At 48.2% G+C, this 11,692-nt stretch carries 16 protein-coding genes; 9 read left to right on the top strand and 7 right to left on the bottom strand.

Annotated features, from left to right (window positions below):
• Positions 1–61 precede the first annotated feature (61 nt).
• From AC5YB3_RS10285 to AC5YB3_RS10270, 4 genes are all read right to left on the bottom strand, one after another.
• On the bottom strand, positions 62–646 hold the full coding sequence (locus tag AC5YB3_RS10285; protein WP_006083498.1) for a YSC84-related protein: 585 nt from the start codon (positions 644–646) through the stop codon (positions 62–64).
• A 152-nt stretch (positions 647–798) separates the two neighbouring features.
• Positions 799–1,713, bottom strand: a complete 915-nt coding sequence (locus AC5YB3_RS10280) for a hypothetical protein (RefSeq protein WP_494527083.1) — start codon at positions 1,711–1,713, stop codon at positions 799–801.
• A 57-nt stretch (positions 1,714–1,770) separates the two neighbouring features.
• On the bottom strand, positions 1,771–2,169 hold the full coding sequence (locus tag AC5YB3_RS10275; protein WP_012090453.1) for a nitrous oxide-stimulated promoter family protein: 399 nt from the start codon (positions 2,167–2,169) through the stop codon (positions 1,771–1,773).
• A 145-nt stretch (positions 2,170–2,314) separates the two neighbouring features.
• Positions 2,315–2,674, bottom strand: a complete 360-nt coding sequence (locus tag AC5YB3_RS10270; protein WP_006083495.1) for a DsrE/DsrF/TusD sulfur relay family protein — start codon at positions 2,672–2,674, stop codon at positions 2,315–2,317.
• A gap of 274 nt (positions 2,675–2,948) precedes the next feature.
• Between AC5YB3_RS10270 and AC5YB3_RS10265 the strand changes: the two genes are divergently transcribed.
• The 7 genes from AC5YB3_RS10265 (at position 2,949) to AC5YB3_RS10235 (ending at position 8,534) form a co-directional block, all read left to right on the top strand.
• A complete protein-coding gene (locus AC5YB3_RS10265; RefSeq protein WP_494527082.1) occupies positions 2,949–3,785 on the top strand; it encodes a hypothetical protein in 837 nt (278 codons plus the stop codon).
• A gap of 143 nt (positions 3,786–3,928) precedes the next feature.
• Positions 3,929–4,240: a hypothetical protein gene (locus AC5YB3_RS10260; RefSeq protein WP_012090451.1), complete on the top strand. Its 312-nt coding sequence runs from the start codon at positions 3,929–3,931 to the stop codon at positions 4,238–4,240.
• Between the two features lie 9 nt (positions 4,241–4,249).
• Positions 4,250–5,704 carry a protein adenylyltransferase SelO gene (locus AC5YB3_RS10255; protein ID WP_012090450.1) on the top strand — a complete coding sequence of 485 codons (1,455 nt, stop codon included), beginning with the start codon at positions 4,250–4,252 and terminating at the stop codon, positions 5,702–5,704.
• Positions 5,705–5,717: 13 nt separating this feature from the next.
• Positions 5,718–6,050: a DUF3630 family protein gene (locus AC5YB3_RS10250; protein ID WP_006083491.1), complete on the top strand. Its 333-nt coding sequence runs from the start codon at positions 5,718–5,720 to the stop codon at positions 6,048–6,050.
• Positions 6,051–6,052: 2 nt separating this feature from the next.
• Positions 6,053–7,075, top strand: coding sequence for a serine/threonine protein kinase (locus AC5YB3_RS10245; RefSeq protein ID WP_106649146.1), 1,023 nt, complete (start codon positions 6,053–6,055; stop codon positions 7,073–7,075).
• Positions 7,076–7,205: 130 nt separating this feature from the next.
• Positions 7,206–7,814 carry a thiol:disulfide interchange protein DsbA/DsbL gene (locus AC5YB3_RS10240; RefSeq protein ID WP_006083489.1) on the top strand — a complete coding sequence of 203 codons (609 nt, stop codon included), beginning with the start codon at positions 7,206–7,208 and terminating at the stop codon, positions 7,812–7,814.
• A gap of 507 nt (positions 7,815–8,321) precedes the next feature.
• A complete protein-coding gene (locus AC5YB3_RS10235; protein WP_106649149.1) occupies positions 8,322–8,534 on the top strand; it encodes a DUF1107 domain-containing protein in 213 nt (70 codons plus the stop codon).
• Here AC5YB3_RS10235 and AC5YB3_RS10230 read toward each other — a convergent pair.
• The gene (locus tag AC5YB3_RS10230; RefSeq protein ID WP_006083484.1) at positions 8,531–8,752 is read right to left on the bottom strand and encodes a cell division protein ZapB; all 222 of its coding nucleotides are present in this window, start codon (positions 8,750–8,752) and stop codon (positions 8,531–8,533) included. The genes AC5YB3_RS10235 and AC5YB3_RS10230 overlap by 4 nt on opposite strands.
• A 179-nt stretch (positions 8,753–8,931) precedes the next feature.
• Between AC5YB3_RS10230 and AC5YB3_RS10225 the strand changes: the two genes are divergently transcribed.
• Positions 8,932–10,425: a Na+/H+ antiporter NhaC family protein gene (locus AC5YB3_RS10225; protein ID WP_494527081.1), complete on the top strand. Its 1,494-nt coding sequence runs from the start codon at positions 8,932–8,934 to the stop codon at positions 10,423–10,425.
• 80 nt (positions 10,426–10,505) lie between these two features.
• Entirely contained in the window at positions 10,506–10,859 is a 354-nt protein-coding gene (locus AC5YB3_RS10220) for a RidA family protein (protein WP_259523733.1), read from the top strand.
• Between the two features lie 138 nt (positions 10,860–10,997).
• Here AC5YB3_RS10220 and AC5YB3_RS10215 read toward each other — a convergent pair whose 3' ends face one another.
• Positions 10,998–11,339, bottom strand: coding sequence for a hypothetical protein (locus AC5YB3_RS10215; protein WP_494527080.1), 342 nt, complete (start codon positions 11,337–11,339; stop codon positions 10,998–11,000).
• Positions 11,340–11,351: 12 nt separating this feature from the next.
• Positions 11,352–11,624: a Rho-binding antiterminator gene (locus tag AC5YB3_RS10210; protein ID WP_494527079.1), complete on the bottom strand. Its 273-nt coding sequence runs from the start codon at positions 11,622–11,624 to the stop codon at positions 11,352–11,354.
• Positions 11,625–11,692: the final 68 nt, after the last annotated feature.

Below are 11,692 nucleotides of genomic sequence, written 5' to 3'. Positions count from 1 at the left end.
GTTATAAAAAAACGGCGAGCACTGAGGCTCGCCGTTTGAGTTAACCGTTTAATGGTTCGTATTAGTTAGCTTTAGGCTCGAAGCTAAAGGCTTGACCCGCAAGGGCTGCTTCAAACATCAAACCGCCTTTCGCTGCGGTAAATACCGCCATGCCGTTAATGTAAGAGCCACTTGCCGAGCGATTGCCACCCGATTGGCCCGCGCCTGCTGAGTTGCCTGTGGTTCCAGCTTGAGCACTTGCGCCCATGTTGATGGCAACCGCCGAGGCTTGGGCATCAAACTCGAAACTGCCGCTCGTGAAGGCTTCATAGGATTTAGCATCTTTAAAGAAGATGATCTCGCTGTAGGCTTGTCCACCTAATTGAAAACCGATGGATAATTGAGTCAGGCTCGAATCACCCATATAAACACCGCCTTGGTAGACTCGGCCCTTGCCATAGGCTGCGCCAATGCCTATGCCGCCTTTACCCACAGTCGGGAATAACGCATAGCCATAGGCTGTGTCGAAAAACTTACTGGTTTCTTTCGCTTTTTGGAAATTGACTACCGCCTGATCATAGCTTTCATCCGCATGTGCAGTGGGCGCCGCAAATAGGCTCACGATAAGGCATGTCGATGCCGCAATGGCAGTTAAAAATGATTTCATGGTAACGCCTCTTCAAGTCTTCAGTTGCTCCAGACTAGCCTTTATCGACACAAATGACAGCCAAAAGTGACTCCTGTGTCAGCTTAGGTTCAGTGTTCGACTCAATGGTTGGAGTGATATTGATGGTGATTATTGGAGTGTGGTTTCGCCAATTAGTTCTTAGGTGGTGAAGAAGCTTGGGTTTTTTCTGCGTCGTCCTGCTGAATTTGATGTAAGAATTCATACTCCTCAGGGGTGAGCACATTTTCAATCGCGATCGGGCGTGGCTGTGGTTGGGGTTTAGCCAGGCGACCTTTTAGGTAGGCAGATCGGGTGATTTGTTTCAGGCCGTATACGGCCAACATATACATGCTCAGCAGTAAGGTGAGTCTTGGCAACGCATGGGATAGCAACGATAAGTGATCACCAAGATAGAAGGGCAAAATCACCACAAACACGCGGATCAACCAGTTCAACAACATGGCTAAAGTCAAACCTATCAGCCACCGAAACCGAATGGTACCGAGCGCCTCTTGGGTTAATGTGGCATCACTTTGATTGCGTTTATGCCGACGAAACAGCACCCACAGCGCGATAAAGTAACAACAGGTTTGTATTGATAGCAGTGCGGGCAGTATGGCGCCCCATTGGCTAATGCTAATTTCCTTCAGCATCTGGGTTAAAGGTTGCCACTCCCCGTAGGGATGCGCGCTTAATCTTAGGGCGATATCTAAAATGGCGAAAACTAAGGTGAATGCTGACGGCCAGTAATGTTTTGAAAACCCTAGTGGTTTATTAGTTGGTACTAAGCTGCGTTTGCAGTAGAGATAGAGCAAAGGCATAAGCAAAAAATAGATAGGGTTAATCAGGTTGAATAGAATATGGATCGGAATTGGACTGTTATCGCGGTTCAACAATCCCGTTAGGAAGTACAGGGCGATGAGACTTAAGAAAGCGGCGAGGAGTTTTTGGTTACCGTCTGGGTGATAAAAGTAGCGAATATAAATAGCTAACGCGAGGCAATGTACACCTCCGAATAACGACAACCACCAGTAAGCTTGAGCGAAAAAAGTATTAAAATCGTTCATATGCGATACCTCGAGCCCTGTTATATCAGGGAAATCGGCTCGGTAAAAGTATCGCCGTTAGTTTTTCTGCTGGCTTGCTATGCGCTGATGACGATTTGAAGCCGCCTCGGGCACAGCGCTGGGAACGGGAATGCGTTCCGCGAGTAAGTGTTTGATTGCGCGAATGGGATGCGGTAACAGCATCCTAGGACCGGAGAAGATCATGATCTCTTTGACGATTTGTTTTTGCGCTGGTTTGTAGCAATGTACTGGGCATTTATTGCAGGTGGGTTTGCTTTGTCCGTAGGGGCAGCGATCTAGGCGCGTCGCGGCATAATCCAATAACTCAATGCAATCTGCACATAGGCCCGTCGCGTCTTGGCCTTGGTGTTTTGCCTTGCAATAAATCGTCACCATAGCGGCAATGGTTTGGTGTTCGTACAGGAGTTTGCCCGTAAGCAGTGTGGCTGTGCCCATTGGAATACCTTAGCTTGTCACTCGGATATCCCATCATAGGCAGTGAAATTGACGCTGACAAAATGAAAGCGCCAATTTATGAAGGTGCGCACAAAATGGGGCTTTAAATAATCCAACCATCTTAATCCGCACCTAAAAGTAAACCTTAGATATGCATCACTTTGTCGGCAGCCAGTGTCCAGCGAGTTAAATCTTGTAGCGTACCTATGTGCGCGCCTTCGATAATCATTTCCGCCGTGACGCCTCGCGCTTGAGCGCAGGTCTTACAAAGCAGGATAGGCACTTGCTGCGCTGAGAGGATCTCGAACATTTGTTGTAGGTTATAGCTTAAGTCGGGTGTGGTTTGATTTTTGAGTGCGCCAAACACGGCATCAGACATGAGAAAGAGTTTAAGATCGACGGCTTGTTCATCCTGATCCTTCAGTGCTAATGCGATGCGTAGGCTGTTAAATAGCTTTTCTGTCCCGTAGGGGCTAGCGTGGGCCACGATAAGAATACTTTGCATCAGGTTTTCCTTATATTTGTCGTAAACTGGGCGATTGGGGTGATAAGGCAACGCGGTTCAGTCAGTCTAGCGCAATTGGCTATAACTATTTGAGCGCAAGATCGTATAAAAAGGCATAAATACTTGATTTACACCGACACAATGGACTTTAATAGCGGTTAATCTCTGCTCAATTTTTAGCTAGACTCGGTTGCCATGGACACTGTCCTAATGGATTTTGGCAAACCAATTGACACGGCTTCTGACGAGAAGCGGCCATCAAAGGTGAACAAGAATGAAGATCATAGTCGTATTTATACTAATTGCTGTCGGGGTGTTTTTATTCCTTCGCGCGCAGCGATTGGCGAAAGAAGAACAAGAGGCGATGAAACCCAAGTCGACCACGGTAAAACCTGTTGTTCCTACCGAAGAGGCACCTATTTCCTCCGCTGCTGAACCCGAGCGCGTAGAGCCTGAGCCAGTTGAGCAGGCTGAGGACACTCGCGTGGTGGAAGTTGAGCCTGTCATCGAAGTAGAAGCCGAGTTGATGCCCCGTGAGACGAAAGAGCCAGCGAACATTTCGGTGGAGCTAGACACAGATATCATCGAAGTCGATATTCCTGCGGCCCATAATGAAGAGGCGGTGATCATTTTAGGCACCACGCCAACAGATGAACAAGCTGACGTTAAGACTGAAGCTGAGCCAGCATCGAGCACGCGTTCAGAGGTCGGTGCGCCAGGGGCTTGGGCGAATGTAACCTTAGTTCGTGCCTTTGAAGAATATCAAGGGGCAACGTCAGCCAGTGCTCGCTATACCGCGCTGCAAAATATGGTCGCAGAGTGCTACAAGCAGCGTAAATCGGCGGATTATCTTAACTATGGCGCTCAGTTAGCTGAAGAATATGTCGCACTGATCCAAGCGGCTAGCGCCGAGCAAGGCAAAGATACTGAGCTTAAGTCTTCCGGTTTCTTGCATTTAGCCACCTTGCTAAATGATACCCAAGCCTTCGATGCCGCGATTGTGATATGCCGTAAAGCATTAGAGCTTGGGCTGAGCGATGGCACTGTCACTGGCTTTGAGGGGCGTATCAATCGGATTGAGAAAGCACAGGCTAAAGCAACTACGGCTTAACACTTTGGTTGGGAGTGCTTAACGGGTAAACCCTTAAACGAAAAGGGTTATTTCCCTCGTCTAAGCAGTGTAGAATCCCTGCTAACTGAATGCGCAAAAGGCGAACTAAGGTTCGCTTTTTTTATGGGCTTGATAGGGGAAAAATGAAACTAAGCTATGCCTTACCGAATGTCTTATTCGGGCTTGGATTATTGCTACTCAGTGGCTGTACTAAAACCCCAGAATGGACCCTATTTTATTATCCCGATGTGAGTGCCATTCCGGTGACGCCTTTGCAGGCTGAGGATATTAATGGCTACTACGACACCCTAGCGCAATGCCAGAGCAAGGCCCACGGCATGCAGCGTCTAAGCAGCTCTGGCGTGAGTGGCTTTGGCCTTGGGGTGTATCAATGTGGGCACCTATGTGAGTTCGACGATAAGTCGGTGCTGGTTTGCAAGACCATGAGCCAATAGGTGGACAAGATGAAGTTTAAACAGGATTTTTTTACACAGTTACCTGAGTTTTACTCGCAAGTGTACCCGCAAGGGATAACTAAGCCTGAATGGCTGGCATGGAGTGATGACGCTGCGCAATTGATTGGCTTGAGCCAACCCACAGATGAGCTGTTATTGGGCTTGTCTGGCAATGCCGCCGTCGATGGCGCGACTTACTATGCCCAAGTGTATAGCGGCCACCAATTTGGCGGTTATACGCCGCGCTTAGGGGATGGACGCTCGATCATTTTAGGTGAAGCGATTGGCCCAAATGGCGCATGGGATGTCGCCCTTAAAGGCGGCGGTCCGACGCCTTATTCGCGCCGTGGTGATGGCCGCGCTGTGATGCGCTCTGCCGTGCGTGAGTTTTTAGTCTCTGAGGCGTTGCATCATTTGCACGTGCCGACGACCCGCGCCTTGGCCGTGATTGGCTCTGACCTGCCCGTATGGCGTGAGAGCCAAGAAACCGCAGCCATTACCGTGCGTTTAGCCCGCAGCCATATTCGTTTCGGTCATTTCGAGTTTTTCTGCCACAGTGAGCGCGGCCGTGCCGATAAGCTGATTCAATTACTCAACTTCACTATTACTCAGCACTATCCCCATTTGAGTTGTGATGCCGCAGGCTATAAAGCGTGGTTTTTACAGGTAGTGCAAGATACCGCCAAGATGATTGCCCACTGGCAGGCGGTCGGTTTTGCCCATGGCGTGATGAACACAGACAATATGTCGATTCTGGGTGACAGTTTTGACTTCGGTCCCTTTGCGTTCCTCGATACATTCCAAGAAGATTTTATCTGCAATCATTCGGATCCCGAAGGTCGTTATGCCTTTGGACAGCAACCGGGTGTCGGTTTGTGGAACTTGCAACGCTTAGCGCAGGCGCTTACTCCTGTGATCCCATCCGATGACTTAATTGCCATTCTTAATCAATACCAAGAGGCGCTAGTGCAGACTTATTTGCGCTTGATGCGGGCGAAATTAGGTCTCTCTGCAGTTGATGTCCCGTCGGTAGAGCAGGACAAACAGGATCTCGACCTCATAGGTCGATTCACTGTGCTGATGGAGAAGAATCAGCTTGATTACACTCAGACTTGGCGCCAATTAGGCAAGTTAGATCCAACCAGTAAACACAGTGCACTGCGGGATGACTTTATCGATGTCAGCCAGTTTGATGCTTGGTACCAATCCTACCAACAACGATTGGGCGCAGTAGCGGATATCCCAACGTGGCAAACTGAGCGCAATAGTGTGAATCCCAAATATATTTTGCGTAACTATTTAGCCCAAGAGGCGATAATCGCGGTGGAAGAGGGTAATCTTGCGCCGCTGCATTTGCTGCAAAAAATCTTAACTCAGCCCTTTGCTGAACACGCAGAACATGAAGACTTGGCCAAGCGTCCACCGGACTGGGGCCAAGGTTTGATCATGTCATGTAGTAGTTGATTGGATAACAAGCATGAAATTACCAAGCACGCATTTAAAAGCTATTAGCTTAGATACCATAAGCTTAGATAGAAGCGCCTTAAGTTTAGCGGTCAGTGCGGATATCGATTTTGATCGTTTCGCTGATTTTGCCGAACCCTTAGCCGCGGCGCTCGATTGCACTGTGCGGGAGCGTCAGTGGGGCGCCGACAGGCATCAATGGTTATTAGAATTTGAAGGCAGCCAGTTATGGCTCAATTATGAGTTTTACGGCAACATTTGCTGGCTCTCGACTGAACGAGAAGCCGATTTTGAGGTGCTGGAATACTTAGCTACTTTGCTGCAACCTCACCTAAGAGTGAACTGAATATGAGTCAGAATATGACGCCACCGACCACGAGTTCTAGCGGCGCTGAGTTTCATTTTCAAGCGCTAACACCGGATTTGATCTTAGATGCGATCGAAAGTCTGGGCGTGTACCCAGAAACAGGCTTGCTCGCGCTAAACAGTTACGAGAACCGCGTGTATCAGTTCCGCAGCGATGAAGGTCTGCGCTATGTGGTGAAGTTCTATCGTCCCGACCGTTGGAGCGACGCGCAGATCCAAGAGGAGCATGATTATGCGCTCGCACTTGCGGCAGAAGATATCCCAATTGCGGTACCTGTGATCATCGAAGGTCATACCTTACACAAGTACCAAGGCTATCGATTTACCCTGTTTCCTTCCTTGGGTGGCCGTGCCTTTGAAGTCGATAATTTAGAACAGCTGGAATTAGTGGGTCGATTCATCGGTCGTATACATCAGTACGCAGCGCAAACTGTATTTACTGAACGTGAACCGCTGAATCCGCAGATTTTAGGCGCCGAGCCGCTCGCGTGGTTAAAGCAATCCAATCTGGTACCTAACAGCCTACGCTTGCCGTTTTTTACCGTCGTTGAGCAAGTGTTGGCTAAGGCGAATGCGATTTGGGATCGCCAAGATTTTGCGGCCATTCGTTTGCATGGCGATTTACACCCAGGCAATATTTTGTGGACGCCAGATGGTCCCGGATTCGTCGATTTAGACGATGCTCGCATGGGGCCGGCGATTCAAGATTTATGGATGATGTTAACGGGTGATAGAGCGCAGCAGTTGATGCAGCTTGAGATATTACTCGAAGCCTATGAAGAGTTTTGTGAGTTTGATACAAGGCAGTTAGCCTTGATTGAACCGCTGCGGGCGCTGCGTATGGTGCACTACAACGCGTGGATTGGTCGTCGCTGGGACGATCCAGCTTTCCCGATGAACTTCCCTTGGTTTGGGGATGAAAAGTATTGGGAACAGCAGATCTTGGCATTTAAGGAGCAGCTTTTTGCCCTTGGCGAGCCACCACTGAGCCTAGTGCCTTATTAGTATTGAGCAAAATATGATGTCACAGACGTATCTTGTGACATTAGATTGAACTCTTAAGCTTGAGTTACACTCAAAAAATGGAATATGTTAGTCTCCAGCCAATTTATCAAAAATGATTTAAGGAATGTTCATGAAAAAAGTATTACTTATGGCCGCGGCTTTGTTACTGGCGCCACTGGCTGTATCGGCTGTGGAATACCAAGAAGGTGTGCATTACACAGTGATTAACGATGGCCCAGCAACCGCTAAGCCAGAGATCACCGAGTTTTTCTCTTTCTATTGCCCACACTGCTTTAATTTCTCTAAAACGGTAGTGCCAAAAATTCTCGCCGAAAAGCCTGAAGGCGTAGCGTTTAACCAAGCACACGTTGATTTTATTGGTAAAGAAATGGGCGTTGAAATGTCACGCGCATTCGCAGTTGCGCATCAGTTAAACGTCGATGATAAAATGGATGCGGCGTTATTCTCTGCCATTCATGAGAAAAAAGAACACTTCACTAGCCTTGCCGATATTCGTGCGCTTTTCGTGGCTAACGGTGTCGATGGTAAAACCTTCGATGCGGCCGCAGAGTCTTTCATGGTGAAGGCGCAAATGGCGAAAATGAAGCGTGACACTGAAAACGCTAAGCTGACTGGCGTACCTGCTCTAGTCGTTAACGGTAAGTATCGTGTTGAAACTGGTGCGATTAAATCCTACGACGAACTGTTAGATATCGCTTTCTACCTAGCGAAAAAATAGTTCGGGTGACCTTATCACACCGCTGTCATGTGAGCGGTTGATAATACTGCACGTACAGCGTTTTAAAGGGAGCCTTAAGGCTCCTTTTTTATTGCGGCAAAGAACAACAGTAAGGCGAAATGAGCAGAGGCTGGTGTTATAGGGCACACGGTAGGCGGCTGTAGCGGTTAGTCGTTTGAACTTATTGAATAAAGGCGAGGTAAAAAATGGGCAAAAAAAACCGTACTTCTTATAACGGAAAGTACGGACTTGAGCCAGAGGACTCATTTTTACCCTGAGTAACGCTGCTAATTTAACAGAGCGTCAAAAAATTGGCAAGTGACATTATTGTGGCGCTTTGGTTTTTTTGGTTTGCAGCATGGCATATTGGTAAGTTAACTAAATCAGATGATTAACAGTGTTGGGCAATCAAATATGAAAAAAAGCCCCCGAAAGATGAACTCAAGTGGTAAAGCTTCTGTCAAACAACTGTAATCAATAACAACAAGAATGCTTGTAGGTGGTCATATGAGAGTTTTTCCTGTCTACGCACCTAAGCTTATCGTTAAGCACGCGCGTATTTTTCTTACTGGTGTTATTTGGGTTAAAGACTTAGGACGATTGGAATTTGAGAAGGGACGGTTTTTGCTGCCAAGAAAAAGCCTGCCAAAAGTGAAGCAGGCTATTTTAGAATTGAACGAACTGATCGAAGCGCAGCATCATCAAACAAAGGCTGTTTAGATTTCGCTGTTTAACAAGCCAACAAGGCCAGTCACTTTTTCGTTCCAAGAAGTGAGTTCTTCTTGTAGTTGCTGGTTTTGCGCATTCAATTGTTGATTGTGCTCACTCAGCGTAGACGCTTTTTGCTTCTCTTCTTCAAGCTCCATTTTTAGAAGCTCGATAGTTTCGAGTGCAGCCTGGATTTTGGTTTCCAGTTTGGACAGTAATTCAAGGCTCATCTGGAGAGTCCTATGGTTTCTGGATGGGACTGTGATTCTAGCAGTGCCTAGAACTTAAGGAATAGCGATTCTTGTCGTTTGGTCAAAAAATACCCTATTACTGGGTTCTAAATTAAGTTTTTTTGCATTTGTTATTAACTCGTTAGTATTCTTGGTTTTATTTTTTATCGGAATGGTCCATGTCGCCTAGTCTGCTCGCCATACTCCCGCTACTGTTGACCTTAACCTTAGCCCTGTTTTTACGCCGCACGCTGGTGGCGTTAGGCGTTGGTATCGTCTCTGGCGCCCTATTGATCGCCCAATTTGACCCGCTACAAACTGGGCGGTATTTGCTTGATATCGGTGTTAAACAATTTTATGCCCAAGGCGCGTGGCAAGCGTGGCACCTCAATGTGCTATTGGCCATGTTGCTGCTAGGTAGCATGACGCAATTGTTAGCACGTGGCGGCGCCGTGGGTCAGTTTGGCGATTGGCTATATAGCCGTATCCGCTCTGAGCGTCAGGCGCGTCTGGGAGTGGTTTTCCTCGGTTGGTTAGTGTTCATTGATGGGATTTTCAGTTGCCTTGCCGTCGGTCATGTTTGTCAGCCATTGAGCCAGCGTTATGGCATTCGCCATGAGCAGCTCGCTTATCTGGTCGATTCCAATGCCTCGCCCCTGTGCGCGCTATTGCCTTTCTCCAGTTGGGGCCCCTATGTGATGGCACTTATTGCGGGGATCAGCTTTTTGCCAGTGTCGCCGCTGGAAGCCTTTATAGATGTGGCCTTATTCAACTTTTACGCCATAGTGACCTTAGGTTTGTCCGTGCTTGTCGCTTGGTATGGCGTGGGTTTTCGCTCTTTTGTCGCCGCTACCGTGGTGGAATCTTCAAGTACAGTCGAGACCAAGGGCAATCCTTGGCTGCTCGCGATTCCTATGCTGACTCTGTTATTGGCTTCAGTGGGATTAACTTTGTGGTCGGGGGCTCAGCAGGTCTCTTCTTGGGATGTGTCGCTCTGGCTGGCTAAGGCCGATATTGGCGCCTCTATGCGCGATGCTTGTTTGTTGGCGACCTTGGTCACTCTGATTATGTTGGGCTTGTCTGGGCGACGTTTAACGGCGTTAGTGGGGGATTTGAGTCACGGTGTGCGCATGATCGCCTTCGCCATTGCGATCTTGCTCTGCACTTGGATGATTGGCGCTGTGATCCAAGATCTGGGCGTGGCGAAATTGTTGGCCGCTTGGGCTAAATCTTATCTTTCTCCGCACTTGCTGGTGGCGGGCATGTTTTTACTCTGCGCGATAATGGCTTTTGCGACGGGCTCGAGTTGGGGCACATTTGCGATTATGATCCCGATTGGCGCTGAGATTGCTCATAACCTTGATCCTCATCTGTTGTTACCAGTATTGAGCGCTGTGATGGCGGGGTCAGTTTTTGGCGATCACTGCTCGCCGATTTCAGATACCAGCGTGCTCAGTGCGACCAGTTCAGGTTGCGCCCCCCATGACCACGTGGTGACTCAGTTGCCCTTTGCGTTAATCGCGGCGTGTTCGGCCTTGGTTGGATTCCAATTAGTAAATTTAGAAGTGGCGACGCCGTTAGTGTGGTTGGCCGTGGTGAGCTGTGGTCTCGGTTTATTTGCCTTGATGGCGCGCTTCTATTCGCCTTGGCCTAAGTTAGTACCGCAGACATAACGCCTGTTTATCGTTAAAATGGCCTATTCGGTTTGAGCTGAACCCTTTATTTCAATGTACTGATTTAAGAGATGATCAATATGAGCATTACCCGTTTAGACGTTGGCACCCGCATGAGCAGCATAGTCATTCATCAAGGTACTGTGTATCTGTGTGGCCAAGTGGCGAAGGATAAGTATCAAGATATCACTGAGCAAACCGTCACTATGCTTGAAGAAGTCGATACCTTGTTGGCGCAGGCGGGGAGTTCGCGTGAGCATATATTGTCAGCGACTATCTATCTGAAAGACATGGGTGATTACGATGCGATGAATGCCGTATGGGATGCTTGGGTGCCTAAAGGCCATGCGCCAGCCCGCGCTTGCGTGCAAGCTGCCATTGCTGAGCCGGAATATTTGGTTGAAGTGTCTGTAATAGCGGCGGTCGCTGTTTAAGCGCGGAGCTATTTTTCGTCCAGTTTAGAATCCTGTCACCGAGTGTCATGACTCGGTGACGCTTTTCCGCAATACACCTCGCTATCTAAACCTGCATTGTTCATCACGTTCACTCTCTTCTAGCTAAATCTTTCAGCTTTAACCTAATAAGTATTCCATTAAATGTTTAGGCACAAGCGGTGGATGATCCACATATTGGATTGAGAGTGCCGCGGCGATCGCATCAATATTCTGTTGCGCTAAGCCCTGTTCGATAATGGCAAACGCCCAAGGAGCCTCAGTTTTGAGCTTTAGGTAATAAGGCGTGTTGATAAATTGTGCGAGTGAGTAAGCCGCGCCACCTAAACCATGCCCCCAACCATCGCTAACCTGAAAGGGTCTATCAAGATGCGCCGTATCAAACTCAATCAGCTGGGGATATTGGCCATTATGCCCACCGGTCCAGTGACCGATTTCAACCGCTAACATTATCTTTGCCATGTGTTGTCCTTGCTAACCTTGTTTAGTGGCAATCAGCACCCTGCCAAACTCATTATTCGCATCGACAGGCGTGATGGCGACGATATGGTCGAGCCTAAGGGATTGTTTATTTTGTTGTAGCTGGATAATCAGCCACTCGGTTTTGTCGGCCCTTGTCTGCGTGGTGATGGCTTGACCTTGGCACTGCGTGCCATCAATCAACTCAATCTTGAGTTGATAACCGCGCAGGCAGGTAAGTTCGAGGTAATCGTAGTGCTCACAGGGGATCATCTTATAGTCAGACATAGGTTTATCTCATCGGGAGTTCGACCCCATTGTGGCAAAAATACTTGCCATTGGCATTATGTGTGACC

The organism is Shewanella sp. 1311, from assembly GCF_059338235.1.
Note: the sequence above shows the minus strand (reverse complement) of the source record. Positions and strands in the feature narration are given on the sequence as shown.